Raw genomic sequence first — 16,482 nt, 5'->3', positions numbered from 1 at the left:
GCACCGGCCCCGCACGGCGCCCTGTGGGGCTGGTGGGGGGCGCGAGACCGGGCGGCCGCTCCTCACCAGGAGCGGCCGCCCGTTCACCGGCCTGTGCCGGGGCTGGCTCGTCGTGGGTGCGAGATTCAGCGCTCTTCTTCGGAAGCGGTGCCGGGAGCGGACGTCAGCCGCTCCGTCTCGTCCTGTATCTCAGCGGCGATCTTCTTGAGTTCCGGCTCGAACTTGCGACCGTGGTGGGCGCAGAAGAGCAGTTCTCCGCCGCTGAGCAGGACCACGCGCAGGTATGCCTGGGCGCCGCAGCGGTCGCAGCGATCGGCGGCCGTCAGCGGGCTCGCGGGGGTCAGAACAGTAGTCACGTCGCCTCTTCTCTAGCTCGACGAGCTGTCGTACCAGGGTCAACATCCAACCAGCCCGAAAACGTTCCCGCTCGTGGCTTTTCCTCGAAAGAATCTTTCCGGGGGCGGCTGTCTGCTGCCGGTTGGCGGCGAATGTGCCGTAGTGCGTCTCTTGTGTACTTACGGGTTCGCGCGGTTTTCGGTTCACATCCTCCCGGCTGGGTTGCCGGTTGTTCATGAGGACGTGCCCGGAGCCTAAATGGTTCATGCCTCCAAGGGAACGTGATATGTACTTCACTCCATCGAGGGATCGAACATGCATGCGAGCGTGGACTAGGCTGCGTTCATGACGAGGGTGGCGTTACAACGGCTCTACCAGGCCTCGGTACCCTCTGAGCGGCGACCGAAGCCGCCCCCTTACCCACGAGGGGGTTATCTGAAATTCAGCGAGGAGCGAACCGCGTGACCGCCGATACGTCCGTGCCGTCCACAGCGCTGCTGGCAGGAGCAGACCGGGACGGTTCCAACTACACCGCGCGGCACCTGCTCGTCCTCGAGGGGCTCGAGGCCGTGCGCAAGCGCCCGGGCATGTACATCGGCTCGACCGACAGCCGCGGCCTGATGCACTGCCTGTGGGAGATCATCGACAACTCCGTGGACGAGGCCCTGGGGGGCTTCTGCGACCACATCGAGGTGATCCTCCACGACGACGGGTCCGTCGAGGTGCGGGACAACGGCCGCGGCATCCCCGTGGACGTGGAACCCAAGACCGGCCTGTCCGGCGTCGAGGTCGTCATGACCAAGCTCCACGCCGGCGGCAAGTTCGGAGGCGGCTCGTATGCCGCCTCCGGCGGTCTGCACGGTGTCGGTGCCTCCGTGGTCAATGCGCTCTCGTCCCGTGTCGACATCGAGGTGGACCGCGGCGGCCACACCCATGCCATCAGCTTCCGGCGCGGTGTGCCGGGCGCTTTCCAGGGCGAGGGGCCGAACGCGAAGTTCGAGGCCAGGAGCGGCCTGGTCAAGGCCAAGAAGATCCCCAAGACCCGCAGCGGCACGCGCACGCGGTACTGGGCCGACCGGCAGATCTTCCTCAAGGACGCCAAGCTCGCCCTGGAGACGCTGCACCAGCGCGCGCGGCAGACTGCGTTCCTGGTGCCGGGCCTCACGATCGTCGTCCGTGACGAGTTCGGGCTCGGCGAGGGCGGCAGCAAGGGCGAGGAGTCGTTCCGCTTCGACGGGGGCATCAGCGAATTCTGCGAGTACCTCGCGACCGACAAGCCGGTCTGTGATGTCCTCCGCTTCTCGGGGCAGGGCACCTTCAAGGAGACCGTCCCGGTCCTGGACGAACACGGCCAGATGACGCCCACCGAGGTCACGCGCGAGCTGGGCGTGGACGTGGCGATGCGCTGGGGCACCGGCTACGACACCACCCTGCGCTCCTTCGTGAACATCATCGCCACCCCCAAGGGCGGCACCCACATGGCCGGGTTCGAGCAGGCCGTCACCAAGACGCTGCTCGAGACGGTGCGCGCCAAGAAGCTGCTGCGCGTGGCCGAGGACGACATCGCCAAGGACGACGCCCTGGAGGGCCTGACCGCGGTCGTCACCGTGCGCCTGGCCGAGCCGCAGTTCGAGGGCCAGACCAAGGAGGTGCTCGGCACCTCGGCGGCCCGCCGTATCGTGCTCAACGTGATCTCCAAGGAACTCAAGGCGTTCCTGACGAGCACGAAGCGCGACGCGGCGGCGCAGGCGCGGGTCGTGATGGAGAAGGTGGTCGCCGCTGCCCGCACCCGCGTCGCGGCGCGCCAGCACAAGGACGCCCAGCGGCGGAAGACCGCACTGGAGTCCTCGTCCCTGCCGGCCAAGCTCGCCGACTGCCGCAGCGACGACGTCGACCGCAGCGAGCTGTTCATCGTCGAGGGCGACTCCGCGCTCGGTACGGCGAAGCTCGCGCGGAACTCCGAGTTCCAGGCGCTGTTGCCGATCCGGGGCAAGATCCTCAATGTGCAGCGGTCGTCGGTGACCGACATGCTCAAGAACGCCGAGTGCGGCGCGATCATCCAGGTCATAGGAGCGGGGTCGGGCCGTACGTTCGACATCGACCAGGCGCGGTACGGCAAGATCATCATGATGACCGATGCCGATGTGGACGGCTCCCACATCCGGTGTCTGCTGCTGACGCTGTTCCAGCGCTACATGCGGCCCATGGTCGAGGCGGGCCGGGTCTTCGCCGCGGTGCCGCCGCTGCACCGCGTCGAGATCATCCAGCCCAAGAAGGGCCAGGACAAGTACGTCTACACGTACTCGGACCGTGAGCTGCGCGACAAGCTCATGGAGTTCCAGAGCAAGGGCGTCCGGTACAAGGACTCCATCCAGCGCTACAAGGGTCTGGGCGAGATGGACGCAGACCAGCTGGCCGAGACCACGATGGACCCGCGCCACCGCACCCTGCGCCGGATCAACCTCTCGGACCTGGAAGCCGCCGAGCAGGTCTTCGATCTGCTCATGGGCAACGACGTCGCTCCCCGCAAGGAGTTCATCTCCAGCTCGGCGGCGACGCTGGACCGGTCCCGCATCGACGCGTAGCCGAAGCGCCGGCTCGGGCCGACCTGACTGCCCGCTGGAAGCGGTCAGGTCGGTCGCGGGTGTTGGGCGCGCGATCCGGGGCTACGGCGGGGGCGTGAGCGGTCCTTGCGCCTGCCGACGGGCTCGGGGCGCGATTGTGATGCGCAGGTTGCGGCTGGCCGGGAAGAGCCGGCAGCCCGGCCCAGTGTTCACCAGCGACCGGCCCTGGTCGGCCGTGGTCCCCCGTGAGCACGTAAACCCGTATTGCACCGAGCAGCGGCAAGCACGTCGCCCGCGTCGCCCGTGTGGCTCGTCGGCGGTCTGTCCACCCGTGGGTGGAGGCGGACCACCTGCAGGGTTCCACCCGCGATCCACCCCGGCTCCGATCTCCTGACCTGCGAATTTCCGTAGCTTCGAAGGTGTCGGGCAGCGCTCGCTCCCGACGCCCCTTCTCGCTCACGGAGGCCGTGATGTCCGGGCTCGTCAACGTGTTGGTGACCGTGGCCGTGGTCGCCATAGTGATCGTGCGCCAGTTTCGCGCCCGTGCGATCGACACCGACCGGCGCTGGTGGCTGCTGCCCCTGATCCTCGGGGGCCTGGCCCTGCGCGAGCCCGGCATACTCGACGCCCACCACCGCATCGAATCCGCGGTGCTGCTCTCCGTGGAGGTGCTCATCGGCCTGGCCACCGGCGCCGGCTGGGCCTGGACCACGCGTATCTGGACTGGGCCGGACGGCGTCGTGTGGACCAAGAGCACCAAGGCGAGCGCCGCCGTATGGGCAGGCGGCATAGCCCTGCGGGTCGGCGTCTTCGCCCTCGGCATCCTGCTCGGTGTGCACCAGGACAGCTCGGCAATGATGCTCGGCCTGGCCGGTACCCTGCTCGTCCGGTCCGGGATCCTGGCCTGGCGGGCACAGTCCATCGGCTCCGCGAGCCGTCCCGCCCCGGCGTACGGTGACGGCATGGGGTCGGCGTGGAAGGAGCGCGTGTGACGGAGAACGCCTGGACGCGCTGGCCGTCACGAGAGGCGCTCGGCCGTGCGGGAACCCCCCGGCCCCGGCGCCTGCTCGCCTGGGCCATCAGGGTGCTGGTGCTCGCTCTGCTTCTCTGGGGGGCCTTCAGCCAGAAGCACGTCGGCATCTGGGCCGCGCTCGCGGCCGCAGCCGCGGTCCTGCTGGCCGCCTTCGTCTCCTGGGCCTTCTTCCGCAGCACCTACGAGCACCGGCTGGTGCTCTCCCTGGCGCTCATGAGTGTGCTCCTCGCCATCGCGGTCGCGGCCCAGGCCACGGGGTTCAGCGGACCGGCCCTGGTGATCTGGTGCGGCTGCGGGATCTCCGCCCTGGAGCGGCTGCCCCTGGGGGCGGCCCTGCCCGTGACGTCGGTGGCGCTGGCCTCGTACTCCGCGTTCAACAACGATGTGTGGCTGACCACCGCCGCCACGGTGGGGGGCATGGCCCTGGCCGGATACGTCATGCGGCTGGACGCGGAGGCCCGGGGGAGCGCACAGCGGCTGCTCGCCCAGGAGCGGGCCGCGAGGACCGCCGAGGCGGAGTCGGCGGCGCTGGCCGAGCGGGCGAGGATCGCCCGGGAGATCCACGACGTGCTCGCCCACAGCCTCTCCGCGCAGCTGGTGCACCTGGAGGCGGCCCGGCTGCTCATCGAGCGCGGCGCCGACCGGGAGCAGATCCTGGAACGGGTGGTGGCCGCCCGGGGCATGGCCCGTGACGGCCTCGCCGAGACCCGGCAGGCGCTGTCCGCGCTCCGTGGGGATCTGACCCCGCTGGAGGACTACCTGAGCGAACTCGTCAGTGCGGCCGACGGCGCCGAGGTCACCGTCACGGGTGAGCGCAGGCCCCTGTCGGCCGAGGCGTCCCAGGCCGTGCGCCGGGTGGCGCAGGAGGCGCTGACGAACGTCCGCAAGCACGCCCACGGCGCCAAGGTGCACCTGCGACTCGACTACGGCGAGCAGGAAGTGATGCTGGACGTGCGGGACTCGGGCGGTCGGCCGGGCGAACTCACGGGGGCGGGCGCCGGGTACGGTCTGCTGGGGATGCGGGAGCGCGCCGAACTGCTGGGCGGCTCGCTGGACGCCGGGCCGGACGAGGAGGGGTTCGTGGTGACGTTGAAGGTGCCTGTATGACGGAGACCGAAGGGGAGAAGAAGCCCGCGCGCGTGGTGGTAGCCGACGACCAGACCGTGGTCCGGGAAGGGATCGTGATGCTGCTCGGGCTGCTGCCCGGTGTGGAGGTCGTGGGCTCGGCGGGGGACGGCGAGGAGGCGGTGCGGCTGGTCGGGGAACTCGACCCCGACGTGGTGCTGATGGACCTGCGGATGCCCCGCTGCGACGGCGTGGAGGCCACGCGGCGGATCCGGGCGACGTATCCGGGGACCCAGGTCGTGGTGCTCACCACGTACGCGGACGACGAGTCCCTGTTCCCCGCGCTGCGTGCAGGAGCCCGGGGCTATCTCACCAAGGACGCCGGCGGCGACGAGATCGTGCGCGCGGTGGAGAGTGTCCTGTCGGGGGAGGCGGGGTTGTCGCCGAGCGTCCAGCGCCGGTTGCTGGAGAGGCTGTCGGAGCCGGAGCCCGCACCGGCGGCTGCCGAGGCGCCCGACGGGCTGACGGCGCGGGAGACCGAGGTCCTGGTACTGATCGCCGAGGGCCTGAGCAATCAGGAGATCGCCCGGGCACTGCATGTCTCCACCGCGACCGTGAAGACCCACATCAACAACCTCTTCGCCAAGACGGGCCTCAAGGACCGGGCGCAGGCGGTGCGTTACGCCTACGGAAAGGGGCTGGTGCGGCCGCCCGGGGAGTGAGTCACCTGATGGGGTGAAGAGCCCGGGGAAGAAGAGTCAGAGATCTTCCCGATCTGTCCATCCTTGGGCATGCAGTCAAGCGATGGTCGTTCCCGTGAAGCGGGGGACGGTCCCGGGAGTTCGGCCGCCAGGCGGGAAGAGCACGGAGTGCCCTCCCGCGACGCACGGTACGAGGACCCTTGGTACGACGCACTGGCCTCCGGCTGGGGCGAGGTGGACGGCACCGGGATGCCGGCGCGGGCTGTACCGTCCGCGCGCGGGGAGCAGGACGGGGCAGCTGTTCGTGCCCGCGACGTGTATACCGAGGTGCAGCGCAGCGAGGCTTTTCAGGAGGTGCGCAGCCGGTACCGGAGGTTCGTGGTGCCGGGAGTCGCCGCCTTCCTCGTCTGGTACGTGGGCTACGTGGTCGCCGCGACGACCGCGCCCACGCTCATGGCCCGTCCCGTGGCCGGGGCGGTGAACGTGGCGATGCTCGCGGGGCTCGGGCAGTTCCTCACCACCTTCCTGTTCACCTGGGCCTACGCCCGGCATGCGCGGCTGCGCCGGGACCGGGCCGCGCTGGAACTGCGCTGGGACACGCAGGAACTGACCCGCGGAGTCCAGGGAGGCGCCTCGTGACCGGTGGACATCAGACGCTGGCGCTTTTGCTGTTCAGCGGGTTCGTGGCCGTGACCCTGGGGATCACGACATGGGTGAGCCGCAGGCGGCACGGTTCGGCAGAGGAGTTCTATGCCGGAGGGCGGCTCTTCTCCCCGATGGAGAATGGTTTTGCCATCGCGGGGGACTACATGTCGGCGGCCTCCTTCCTCGGGGTCACGGGCCTCATCGCGCTCTACGGCTACGACGGGCTGCTGTATGTGGTGGGCTTCCTGGTGGCCTGGCTGGTCGTGCTGTTCCTGGTGGCGGAACTGGTGCGCAACTGCGGGCGGTTCACCCTGGCCGACGTGGTGGCCGCGAGGATGAGGGAGCGGCCGGTGCGGATCGCCGCGGGAACGTCCTCGGTGACGGTGTCCGTTCTGTATCTGGTGGCGCAGATGGTGGGCGCGGGCAGCCTGGTGGCGTTGCTGCTGGGGCGGACGAGCGGGACGGCCCAGGCCTGGACGGTCATCGGGGTCGGTGCCCTGATGGTGATCTATGTGTCGCTCGGCGGGATGCGGGCCACCACATGGATCCAGATCGTGAAGGCGGTCCTGCTGCTCGGCGGGACGGTCGTGCTGACCGTGCTGGTGCTGGTGCGGTTCCACGGCGACATCGACCGGCTGCTGGTGGCGGCCGCGGACCGCAGCGGTCACGGGAGCGCGTTTCTGGCGCCGGGACTGAAGTACGGCGGGAGCTGGACCGCTCGCCTGGACTTCATCAGCCTGGGAATCGCGCTGGTGTTGGGCACGGCAGGGCTGCCGCACATCCTGTCCCGCTTCTACACCGTGCCGACCGCGCGGGCGGCACGGCGTTCGGCCGTGTGGTCCATCGGGCTGATCGGCGGCTTCTACCTGATGACGATCGTCCTCGGGTTCGGGGCCGCCGCCGTGGTCGGGCCGGAGGCCGTGCGCGGCTCGAACGCGGCCGGGAACACAGCGGTGCCCCTGCTCGCCCTCGACCTGGGCGGCGGCGCCGGTTCCACTGGTGGAACGGTTCTGTTCGCCATCGTCGCCGCCGTCGCCTTCGCCACGATCCTCGCGGTGGTCGCCGGGATCACGCTCGCCTCCTCGGCATCCGTGGCCCACGACCTGTATGCGTCCCTGCGTCGGCCCCAGGGCAAGGCGCGCAGCGAGGTGAAGGCGCGCAGCGAGGTGGCGGTGGCGCGCATCGCGGCGGTCGGCATCGGGGTCGTCGCGATCGCGCTGGGCCTGCTGGCCCGCGACCTCAACGTCGCCTTCCTGGTCGGCCTCGCCTTCGCGGTGGCCGCGTCGGCGAACCTGCCGGTGCTGCTGTACTCGCTGTTCTGGCGCGGCTTCACGACGCGTGGCGCAGTGTGGGCCGTATACGGCGGGCTGATCCCCGCGCTCGGGCTGGTGCTGCTCTCCCCGGTGGTCTCCGGCAGCCCGGACTCGCTCTTCCCGGACGTCGACTTCCAGTACTTCCCGTTGCAGAACCCGGGCATCGTGTCCATCCCTCTCGGCTTCCTCGCCGGTTGGTTGGGCACGGTCACTTCGGACGAGGTCGCGGACGAGGCCAAGTACGCGGAGACCGAGGTGCGGTCGCTGACGGGCGCGGGGGCCGTGTAGCCGGCTCGGTGGGGCGTGCCGGGACAGGAGGACCGCCCTCAGGGGGCCACCCACGCGTACCGGTGCTCGGGGCGGCCGGTGTCGCCGTACTTCAGGGAGAGGCGGAGGCGGCCCGCCTGTTCCAGGGTGCGCAGGTAGCGCTGAGCCGTGGAGCGGCTCAGGCCGGTCTCGGCCGCGACCTCGTGGGCGGACAACGGGTGGTCCGCGCGATGCAGGACACCGCAGATGAGATCGGTCGTGGGCTCCGACTGGCCGCCGGGCAGGCCCGGCGCGGACGGTGCGGGGGCCGTGCGCAGGGCTCCGAAGATCCGGTCGACCTGCTCCTGGCCCGTCAGCCCCCGGCCGCCCACCCGGTCGACGGTGCGGCGCAGAGCGGCATAGGAGTCCAGACGGGTGCGCAGGGCGGCGAAGGTGAAGGGCTTGACGAGGTAGTGCAGCGCGCCGAGGCGCATCGCCCGCTGGACGGTCGTCACGTCGCTGGCGGCCGTGATCATGATGACATCGGTGCCGTGGCCCTGCTCCCGCATGCGGTGGACGAGTTCGAGGCCGGTCTGGTCCGGCAGGTAGTGGTCGAGCAGGACCAGGTCGATGGCGCCGCGCTCGACGGCGGCCAGCGCCTGGGCGGCGCTGTGCGCGCGGGCGGTCACCCGGAAGCCGGGAACCTTTCCCACGTACTTGGCGTTTATCTCTGCGACGCGGAAGTCGTCGTCCACGACCAGGACGTCAATCATCAGGCCTCTCCTTCAAGGCCGGCGAGCGTTAAGCCCGTGTTTCGTGCTCCGCAGTTGTAGCGCGAGCAAAATGAGCACAACAGGCCCTTGCGAGCAAAAGAACGGCTTGTGCTCACAAGACTGCTGCTGTGGCCGGCGCCACACCTACCGTCCCGGCCCATGAGCGCAGACACCAGCCCCGCCATCGAGCTACGGGGCGCGAGCAAAACCTTCAGGACCCCGTCCGGGGGTCTGCACACCGCCGTCCGGAACCTGGACCTCACCGTCGGACGCGGTGAGTTCGTGGCCGTCGTCGGCCCGACCGGCTGTGGCAAGTCCACCACGCTGACCCTGGTCAGCGGCCTGGAGGAGCCCACCGAGGGCGAGGTGCTGGTGGCCGGTGAGCCGGTCGACGGCGTCGGCGGCAAGGTCGGTTTCGTCTTCCAGCAGGACGCCACCTTCCCCTGGCGGACGGTCCTGTCCAACGTCATGGCGGGCCCGCGATTCCGCGGCGTGCCCAAGGCGGAGGCCAGGCAGAAGGCCCGCGAGTGGCTGGCCCGGGTCGGCCTCGCGGCCTTCGAGGACCGCTATCCGCACCAGCTCTCCGGCGGCCAGCGCAAGCGTGTCGCCCTCGCTGCCACCTTCGTCAACGACCCCGAGATCCTGCTCATGGACGAGCCGTTCTCGGCGCTCGACGTGCAGACCCGGGCGCTGATGTCGGACGAGCTGCTGGAGCTGTGGGAGGGCACCGGCGCCTCCGTCGTCTTCGTCACCCACGACCTGGAGGAGTCCATCGCGCTGGCCGACAGGGTCGTCGTGATGACCGCAGGACCGGCCACCGTGAAGCAGGTCTTCGACATCGACCTGCCCCGGCCGCGCAAGGTCGAGTCGGTGCGCCTGGAACCGCGGTTCATCGAGATCTACCGCGAGATCTGGGAGTCGCTCGGCGAAGAGGTCCGCATCACCCGCGAAAGAGGTGCCGCTCATGTCGCCTGACGTCCTCAGCACCCCGGTCGTGGAGACCGCCAAGACCACCCCGGACCGTGCGCGGACCCGCGCACAGGCCGCCCGCCGCCGCAAGATCGTCGTCATGGCCGCGCGCGTGCTGCTCCTGGTGGCCGTCCTCGGGCTGTGGGAGGGGCTGTCCCGGGCGAAGGTCATCGACCCGTTCAACTTCTCCATGCCCTCGAAGATCTGGGACCAGATCTACACCTGGGTGATGCACGGAACCGCGCTCGGTTCCCTCGGGGAGCAGATCTGGTACACGCTGTACGAGGCGCTGCTCGGGTGGGTCATCGGTGTGATCGCCGGTGTCCTCCTCGGTATCGCGTTCGGGCGGATCACCTTGCTCGCCGAGGTTCTTGGTCCATACATCAAGGTGCTCAACTCGATCCCCAGGATCGTCCTGGCGCCCATCTTCCTGATCTGGTTCGGGCTCGGCCCGTCCTCCAAGGTGGCCTCCGCCGTCGTGCTCGTCTTCTTCCCGGTGTTCTTCAACGCCTTCCAGGGCGCCCGCGAGGTGGACCGCAACCTGGTGGCCAACGCCCGCATCCTGGGTGCGAGCGACCGCAGGGTGACCCTTCAGGTCGTCATCCCGTCGGCGACCTCCTGGATCTTCACCAGCCTGCACGTCAGCTTCGGCTTCGCCCTGATCGGCGCGATCGTCGGCGAGTACATCGGCGCCACCAAGGGCATTGGCCTGCTCGTCGCGCAGTCGCAGAACACCTTCAACGCCGCCGGCGTGTACGCCGCGATGGTCATCCTCGCGGTGGTCGCCCTGGTCGCCGAAGGGCTGCTGACCTTCGCCGAGCGCCGCATCTTCCGCTGGAAGCCCGCCGGTTCCGACAGCTGATCCGCCTGTCCCGGCCCCCACTCGACCCTTCTCCCTGCCGCTCTTCGACAAGGACGTGAACCGCCATGCGCAAGACCGCCAGATACGCCTCGCTCGCCCTCTCGGGCCTGCTCGCCCTCTCCTCGCTCACCGCCTGCGCCAATGACGCGGCCAGCTCGACCGCCGACACCGGCAGCGGCGGGGGCGGCGGCAAGGGTGAGACCGTCAAGATCATGGTCGGCGGCCTGGACAAGGTCATCTACCTGCCCGCGATGCTCACCCAGCGGCTCGGCTACTTCCGGGCGGAGGGGCTGAACGTCCAGCTCCTGAGCGAGCCCGCCGGCGTGCAGGCCGCGACCGCGCTCGTCTCCGGCCAGGTGCAGGGAGCGGTCGGCTTCTACGACCACACCCTCGACCTCCAGGTGAAGGGCAAGTCGGTGGAGTCGGTCGTGCAGTTCTCGCACGCGCCCGGTGAGGTGGAGGTCGTCTCGGACAAGGCGGCGGGCGACCTCACCTCGCCCAAGGACTTCAAGGGCAGGAAGCTGGGCGTGACCGGCCTCGGTTCCTCGACCGACTTCCTGACCAAGTACCTCGCGGTCAAGAACGGTGTGAACGTCAGCGAGTTCACCCCGGTCGCGGTCGGGGCGGGACCGACGTTCATCGCGGCGCTCCAGAAGGGCGCGATCGACGGCGGCATGACCACCGATCCGACCGTCGCCACCGTCCTGGACAAGAAGGCCGGGAAGGTCCTCATCGACATGCGCACCCCCGAGGGCTCGCAGCAGGCGCTGGGCGGGCCGTACCCGTCGTCCAGTCTGTACATGCAGACGGACTGGGTGAACGGACACAAGGACACGGTCCAGAAGTTGGCCAATGCATTCGTCAAGACGCTCAAGTGGATGTCCACCCACAGCGCCTCGGAGATCGCAGCCAAGATGCCCGCCGACTACTCCCAGGGCGACAAGACGCTCTACGCGCAGGCCGTCAGGAGCACGCTGCCGATGTTCACCAAGGACGGCGTCATGCCCAAGGGCGGACCCGAGACCGTCGAGAAGGTGCTCAAGGCGTTCAACCCCAACATCAAGAACGCCAAGGTGGACCTGAGCAGGACGTACACGACCGAGTTCGTCGACAAGGCCGCCCAATGACCGATTGCTGAAGCCCGCTCAGGCGCGGGTCGCCCACACGTAACGGTGTTCCGGGCGGCCCGCGTCGCCGTACTTCAGGGTCAGCCGGGCCCGTCCGGTGCGCTCCAGGAGCTTGAGATAGCGCTGGGCGGTCTGGCGGCTCACCCCTGTCCGCTCGGCGACGTCCTGCGCGGACAGCGGCCCCTCGGCACGCATCAGGGACTGGCGCACCAACTCGGCCGTGGTGGGGGAGTGACCCTTGGGCAGTCCGGGCTCCGAGGGCGCGGAGAGGGCGCCGAAGATGCGGTCCACCTCCGCCTGCTCGGCCTCGCCGCCGCCGTCCAGTGTGCGGCGCAGCTCCGCGTACGCCTCCAGCTTGGCGCGCAGCCCGGCGAAGGCGAACGGCTTCACCAGGTACTGCAGCACGCCGTGCCGCATGGCCGCCTGGACGATCGACACGTCCCGCGCGGCAGTCACCATGATCACGTCGGTCCGGTGGCCGCGGCGGCGCATCTCCTGCACGACCGCGAGCCCTGTGTCGTCGGGCAGATAGTGGTCCATGAGGACCAGGTCGAGCCCCGGCATCGTCTCCAGCCGCTGCAGCGCCTCGGCCGCGTTGTGCGCCTCGCCGGCCACGTGGAAACCGGGCACCTTCTCGACGTAGGCGGCGTTGACCCGGGCGACCCGGGTGTCGTCGTCCACGACCAGGACCTCGATCATCGCCCGTCCTCCTCGGCGGGGTTCGGAATGTGTGCAGGGGCCGTGGCATCCGGTTCCGTGGATCCGGTGAGCGCGGGCTCCAGCTCCGGCTCGGTCAGTGCCTCGGGCAGGACGACGGTGAACTCCGCGCCCCCGCCGTCCGCCGCGCCCACGGCCGCGCTCCCGCCCTGCCGCTCGGCGAGCCGGCGCACCAGCGAGAGCCCGAGCCCCCGCTTGCCGTGCGCGGGCGGCTTCTTGGTGGACCACCCCTCCGTGAAGATCGACTCCCGCTGGTCCTCGGGCACTCCGGGGCCGGTGTCGCACACCCGGAGGACGACGGTACGTCCCTCGGTGCGCAACTCGACCTCCACGCGCGCGTGCGGGGTGCCACCGACCGCGTCGAGGGCGTTGTCGACGAGGTTGCCCACGACCGTGACCAGACCCCGGGGATCGATCAACCGGTCGGGGAGCCGGGTGCGTTCCGACACCCACAGGGCGACGCCGCGTTCGGCCGCCACGGTCGCCTTGCCGACCAGCAGGGCGGCGAGCAGCGGGTCCTGGATCTTCTCGGTGACCTGTTCGGCCGTGACCCGGTGGTCCCCGACGACCTCGCCGACGAACTCCACGGCGTCGTCGTACATCTCCAGCTCCAGCAGGCCCAGCAGGGTGTGCATGCGGTTGGCGTGTTCGTGGTCCTGGGCGCGCAGGGCGTCGATCAGGCCGCGTGTGGAGTCGAGTTCGCGGCCCAGCTGCTCCAGTTCCGTGCGGTCGCGCAGGGTGGCCACGGCGCCGCCGTCGTCGGTGGGCATCCGGTTGGCGACCAGGACGCGCTGGCCGCGTACGGTCAGCAGGTCGGTGCCGGTCACGCGCCCGGCCAGGACGTCCGTCGTACGGCCCTCGCCGAGTGCCTCGTCGGGGGACCGCCCGACGGCCTCGTCGCCGATGCCGAGCAGCCGCCGTGCCTCGTCGTTGAGCAGGCGGATGCGGCCGCCGTGGTCGAGGGCGACCACGCCCTCCCGGATGCCGTGCAGCATCGCCTCCCGCTCGGAGAGCAGCGCGGAGATGTCGGAGAACGCCAGATCCCGGGTCTGCCGCTGCACCCGGCGGGAGATCAGCCAGGCGGCCAGCGCGCCCACCGCGAGGGCACCGCCGGCGTACGCGAACAGCCCCGGGATCGCGCTGATCAGCCGGGCGCGCACGCTGTCGTACGCGATACCGACCGAGACGGCCCCGATGATCCGGTGGTCGGCGTCGTACAGGGGCACCTTGCCGCGGGCCGAGCGGCCCAGGGTGCCCTTGTCGATCTCCATGACCTCCCTGCCTCTCAGGGCGTCGCGGGGATCGGTGGAGACCGGGCGGCCGATCTCGCCAGGGGTGGGGTGCGACCAGCGGATCCATCGCCGGTCCAGCACCACGATGTACTCGGCGTGGGTGGCGTGACGGATCCGCTCGGCCTCCTTCTGCACCGGGCCGTTCCTGGTCGGCGGGGTGTCCCGGACGCCTTCGGCGATCTGCGGGTCCTGCGCCGTGGTCTGGGCGATGGCCAGGGCGCGGCGCATCGCCTCCTGGTCCAGCTGCTTGCTCAGCGGCGCCAGGAAGAGTCCGGTCGCGAGCACCGCCACTCCCGCCGCGATGGCCACCTGCATCAGCAGCACCTGCGAGAACATCCGCCGGGGCAGACCGAGACGCAGGCGGCGTGCGGGGGCAGTGGGGCGCATACCCACGACGGTACGTGGGCGGCCGGCGGCCACCGAAGGGATGTGGCATGGATCTCTTGACCAGTTCTTGAAGAATCGGGACCGCCCCGCGGCACCGCAGGGAGCCCGGCTCGGCTCGCCGGTGCCGCCGTCCGCAGCCGAGGGAACCCGGATCAGCTCGCCAGCGCCGCCGTCCGCAGCTCGTGCACCGCCACCACGTCCATCCGCGCCGGTGCCCCGAGCACCGTCGCCCCGCAGCTCTCCGGGCGCGGTGGCAGGGACGTGCCCTGCGCCACCGTGACGCGCCAGCAGCGCCCGTCGGTGTGGGCGACCGTGACCTCCCAGCGCGGGGCCCTGCCCTCGGTCCGCAGGACGCGCAGCGTGCCGGCCGTGTACTCGGCCGCCGTCGAGCGCACGGCCAGCTCGGCCGCCTGGCCGGGCCTCTCCCAGGCGGAGCACCCGCGGCATCCCTCGACCGCCACGCGCCCCTCCTGGACCGCGTGCAGGGCCTCCTTGACCGTGTGCGCCTCCGCGCGGCCGTACGCGTAGCCGTACGGCAGGACGAGCACGGTGGGCGAGAAGCGATGACCACCCAGATGGGTGACTTCCCAGACGCCGTGCACCCCCGATGCGGCCAGCTCGGCGGCGAGGGGGCGGCCCAGGAGGGCGCAGCAGCGGTCGCGCTTGCCGTTGGTGCACACGAGCGCGAGCGGGTCGCCCGTGTGCGGCCGGCCGTCGAGCGCCGCGTCGAAGGAGCGGGGGTCGCCCGCGCCGAGAGCTGCGAAGTCGAGGCCGAGCAGCAGCTGCGGATCGAGGGTGGTGGCGCTGTGCAGCCAGACGTTGCCGGGGACGGTGTGGGCCACGTACACCTGCCGGAGCGTGGCCGTGCCGGGGTCCGCGTGGCGGCCGGGGCGGCGGATGAGCGCGACGCGGACGCCGGTGCCCTCGGCGGCGGCCTCCAGGGCACGGCCCAGCGCGGGGTCGAGATGGCTCGACGTGAGCGCCTTGACACCCCATGGGCCGGGCTGTTCCAGCAGCAGCCAGGTCGTCGCCGTGGCAGCCGTGCCGGAAACGGGCTCGTCGAGGCTGCGGGAGACGGTTGCGCACCTACTCACAGAGGTGAGCCTAACCTGACTTTCCCCGGGGGTGACTTCCGGCCGTCCGGTTTTCCTACCCCGGCAGGGGCTGCGGAGGGCGCGGACCGACATAGTGACCGCTGGGGCGCATGCGCAGCGGACGCTCCCCGTACTCCTCCAGGACATGGGCGATCCAGCCCGCCGTCCGGGCGACGGCGAAGATGGTCTCACCGGCCGTGGCGGGCATGCCGCAGGAGGCGGTGAACACGGCCAGGGCCATGTCCACGTTGGCGTGTAGCGGGGTGTGGCGGGCGGCGGTGGCCACGATGTCGCGGGCCGCGAGCAGGGCGGGCTCCGCGCGCGGGAGCTGCTCCAGAAGCGCGAACAGCGCCTGCGCGCGCGGGTCCTCGCCGGAGTAGAGCCGGTGACCGAGTCCGGGGATACGACGCCCCGCACGCAGCTCGTCCGCGATCACCGGGACCGCGGTGCCCTGGTCGAGCACGTCCAGCAGCATCCGGTGGGCCAGGCCGCTGGCGGCGCCGTGCAGCGGGCCCTCCAGGACGCCGAGCCCGGCCGACACGGCCGCGTAGGCGTGCGCGCGGGCCGAGGCGGCGACGCGGACGGCGAGCGTGGAGGCGGCGAGGTCGTGGTCGACCAGCAGCGCGAGAGCGGTGTCCAGGACGCGCAGCGACTCCTCGTCGGCGGGTCGGCCGGTCAGCCGGCCCCACAGGCGGCGGGCCAGCGGGCCGTCGTCCTCGGGGGCGTGCAGGACCGGCGGCAGTGCGGCGACGAGCGTGGGGATGAGGATGCGCGCCGTGCTCAGCACGGCCTCCTCGGACAGGTCGAAGCGCAGCGGATCCTCGGCCGCCGCGGCGATCGCGGCCACCCGCAGCCGGTCGGTGGGGGAGGTGTGCTCGGGCAGGGCGTTCACGGCGTGGCGGGCGACCTCGACGGTGGTCCCGGGCGCGGTGAAGGTCACTCCCGGGGTCATCGTGCCGGTCCAGAGCCACTCCGCGACCTCCTCGTAGGAGTGGCGGGCGGCCAGCTCGGTGGCGTCGACGCCCCGGAAGTAGTAGCGGTCCTTGTCGATCAGTGTGATCCGGGTCCGCACGGACAGCTCCCCGCCGGAGCCCGGAGTCCCCGCCGCTTCCCGCCGGTTGCGCCGGGCGAGGGCTTCGACCTCCCGCGCCTCGAAGGTGCTGGCGCGGCCGCCCGGTTCGCGCCTGCTGCTGAGCAGGCCGCGGCTCACGTAGGCGTACACCGTCTCGGGCTTCACGCCCAGCAGTTCGGCGGTCTCCTTGGTGCTCAGCCTTCGCCCGGGACGGTCGGGAGCGGGTTCGTGATCGCGCATGGAGGCCACCGTAGCCCTCTCCGGACATGTTGATGGCTGCATATTG

The 16,482-nt window shown here is 70.8% G+C and carries 15 protein-coding genes; 9 read left to right on the top strand and 6 right to left on the bottom strand.

Annotated elements, in window-relative coordinates; translation table 11 throughout:
* Nucleotides 1-125 precede the first annotated feature (125 nt).
* Nucleotides 126-356: a hypothetical protein gene (locus tag AB0H32_RS24235; RefSeq protein ID WP_361124201.1), complete on the bottom strand. Its 231-nt coding sequence runs from the start codon at nt 354-356 to the stop codon at nt 126-128.
* A 441-nt stretch (nt 357-797) separates the two neighbouring features.
* Here AB0H32_RS24235 and AB0H32_RS24230 point away from each other — a divergent pair, with 441 nt between their 5' ends.
* The 6 genes from AB0H32_RS24230 to AB0H32_RS24205 all read left to right on the top strand — a co-directional run bounded on the left by AB0H32_RS24230 (nt 798) and on the right by AB0H32_RS24205 (nt 7,945).
* Nucleotides 798-2,921, top strand: a complete 2,124-nt coding sequence (locus AB0H32_RS24230; RefSeq protein ID WP_361124199.1) for a DNA topoisomerase IV subunit B — start codon at nt 798-800, stop codon at nt 2,919-2,921.
* A gap of 449 nt (nt 2,922-3,370) precedes the next feature.
* The gene (locus AB0H32_RS24225) at nt 3,371-3,892 is read left to right on the top strand and encodes a DUF1453 domain-containing protein (RefSeq protein ID WP_361124197.1); all 522 of its coding nucleotides are present in this window, start codon (nt 3,371-3,373) and stop codon (nt 3,890-3,892) included.
* Nucleotides 3,889-5,040: a histidine kinase gene (locus tag AB0H32_RS24220; protein ID WP_361124196.1), complete on the top strand. Its 1,152-nt coding sequence runs from the start codon at nt 3,889-3,891 to the stop codon at nt 5,038-5,040. The genes AB0H32_RS24225 and AB0H32_RS24220 overlap by 4 nt, the downstream gene beginning before the upstream one ends.
* Entirely contained in the window at nt 5,037-5,720 is a 684-nt protein-coding gene (locus AB0H32_RS24215) for a response regulator transcription factor (protein WP_361124194.1), read from the top strand. The genes AB0H32_RS24220 and AB0H32_RS24215 overlap by 4 nt, the downstream gene beginning before the upstream one ends.
* A gap of 69 nt (nt 5,721-5,789) precedes the next feature.
* Entirely contained in the window at nt 5,790-6,338 is a 549-nt protein-coding gene (locus tag AB0H32_RS24210) for a DUF485 domain-containing protein (RefSeq protein ID WP_361124192.1), read from the top strand.
* Entirely contained in the window at nt 6,335-7,945 is a 1,611-nt protein-coding gene (locus AB0H32_RS24205; RefSeq protein WP_361124190.1) for a cation acetate symporter, read from the top strand. The genes AB0H32_RS24210 and AB0H32_RS24205 overlap by 4 nt, the downstream gene beginning before the upstream one ends.
* 38 nt (nt 7,946-7,983) lie before the next feature.
* On the opposite strand, the gene AB0H32_RS24200 is transcribed toward AB0H32_RS24205, so the two are convergent.
* On the bottom strand, nt 7,984-8,676 hold the full coding sequence (locus tag AB0H32_RS24200; protein ID WP_361124188.1) for a response regulator: 693 nt from the start codon (nt 8,674-8,676) through the stop codon (nt 7,984-7,986).
* Nucleotides 8,677-8,835: 159 nt separating this feature from the next.
* Here AB0H32_RS24200 and AB0H32_RS24195 point away from each other — a divergent pair, with 159 nt between their 5' ends.
* The 3 genes from AB0H32_RS24195 (at nt 8,836) to AB0H32_RS24185 (ending at nt 11,634) form a co-directional block, all read left to right on the top strand.
* Nucleotides 8,836-9,651 carry an ABC transporter ATP-binding protein gene (locus AB0H32_RS24195; RefSeq protein ID WP_361124187.1) on the top strand — a complete coding sequence of 272 codons (816 nt, stop codon included), beginning with the start codon at nt 8,836-8,838 and terminating at the stop codon, nt 9,649-9,651.
* Nucleotides 9,641-10,507, top strand: coding sequence for an ABC transporter permease (locus AB0H32_RS24190; RefSeq protein WP_361124185.1), 867 nt, complete (start codon nt 9,641-9,643; stop codon nt 10,505-10,507). The genes AB0H32_RS24195 and AB0H32_RS24190 overlap by 11 nt, the downstream gene beginning before the upstream one ends.
* Before the next feature lie 65 nt (nt 10,508-10,572).
* The gene (locus AB0H32_RS24185) at nt 10,573-11,634 is read left to right on the top strand and encodes an ABC transporter substrate-binding protein (RefSeq protein WP_361124183.1); all 1,062 of its coding nucleotides are present in this window, start codon (nt 10,573-10,575) and stop codon (nt 11,632-11,634) included.
* An 18-nt stretch (nt 11,635-11,652) separates the two neighbouring features.
* Here the strand turns inward: AB0H32_RS24185 and AB0H32_RS24180 are convergent, their stop codons facing one another.
* The 4 genes from AB0H32_RS24180 to AB0H32_RS24165 all read right to left on the bottom strand — a co-directional run bounded on the left by AB0H32_RS24180 (nt 11,653) and on the right by AB0H32_RS24165 (nt 16,436).
* The gene (locus AB0H32_RS24180) at nt 11,653-12,333 is read right to left on the bottom strand and encodes a response regulator (RefSeq protein WP_361124181.1); all 681 of its coding nucleotides are present in this window, start codon (nt 12,331-12,333) and stop codon (nt 11,653-11,655) included.
* On the bottom strand, nt 12,330-14,030 hold the full coding sequence (locus tag AB0H32_RS24175; protein WP_361124179.1) for a sensor histidine kinase: 1,701 nt from the start codon (nt 14,028-14,030) through the stop codon (nt 12,330-12,332). The genes AB0H32_RS24180 and AB0H32_RS24175 overlap by 4 nt, the downstream gene beginning before the upstream one ends.
* Before the next feature lie 152 nt (nt 14,031-14,182).
* Nucleotides 14,183-15,124: a sucrase ferredoxin gene (locus AB0H32_RS24170; protein WP_361124177.1), complete on the bottom strand. Its 942-nt coding sequence runs from the start codon at nt 15,122-15,124 to the stop codon at nt 14,183-14,185.
* A 55-nt stretch (nt 15,125-15,179) separates the two neighbouring features.
* A complete protein-coding gene (locus tag AB0H32_RS24165; protein ID WP_361124175.1) occupies nt 15,180-16,436 on the bottom strand; it encodes a citrate synthase in 1,257 nt (418 codons plus the stop codon).
* Between the last annotated feature and the right edge of the window lie 46 nt (nt 16,437-16,482).

The organism is Streptomyces sp. NPDC020362, assembly GCF_040642095.1.
GTDB lineage: Bacteria > Actinomycetota > Actinomycetes > Streptomycetales > Streptomycetaceae > Streptomyces.
Note: the sequence above shows the minus strand (reverse complement) of the source record. Positions and strands in the feature narration are given on the sequence as shown.

Excerpts from the sequence above, each read along its gene's own strand:
- AB0H32_RS24165 (WP_361124175.1), bottom strand. The coding sequence starts at position 16,436 with ATGCGCGATCACGAACCCGCTCCCGACCGTCCCGGGCGAAGGCTGAGC.
- AB0H32_RS24215 (WP_361124194.1), top strand. The coding sequence starts at position 5,037 with ATGACGGAGACCGAAGGGGAGAAGAAGCCCGCGCGCGTGGTGGTAGCC.
- AB0H32_RS24175 (WP_361124179.1), bottom strand. The coding sequence starts at position 14,030 with ATGCGCCCCACTGCCCCCGCACGCCGCCTGCGTCTCGGTCTGCCCCGG.
- AB0H32_RS24190 (WP_361124185.1), top strand. The coding sequence starts at position 9,641 with ATGTCGCCTGACGTCCTCAGCACCCCGGTCGTGGAGACCGCCAAGACC.
- AB0H32_RS24180 (WP_361124181.1), bottom strand. The coding sequence starts at position 12,333 with ATGATCGAGGTCCTGGTCGTGGACGACGACACCCGGGTCGCCCGGGTC.
- AB0H32_RS24195 (WP_361124187.1), top strand. The coding sequence starts at position 8,836 with ATGAGCGCAGACACCAGCCCCGCCATCGAGCTACGGGGCGCGAGCAAA.
- AB0H32_RS24200 (WP_361124188.1), bottom strand. The coding sequence starts at position 8,676 with ATGATTGACGTCCTGGTCGTGGACGACGACTTCCGCGTCGCAGAGATA.
- AB0H32_RS24210 (WP_361124192.1), top strand. The coding sequence starts at position 5,790 with ATGCAGTCAAGCGATGGTCGTTCCCGTGAAGCGGGGGACGGTCCCGGG.
- AB0H32_RS24185 (WP_361124183.1), top strand. The coding sequence starts at position 10,573 with ATGCGCAAGACCGCCAGATACGCCTCGCTCGCCCTCTCGGGCCTGCTC.
- AB0H32_RS24225 (WP_361124197.1), top strand. The coding sequence starts at position 3,371 with ATGTCCGGGCTCGTCAACGTGTTGGTGACCGTGGCCGTGGTCGCCATA.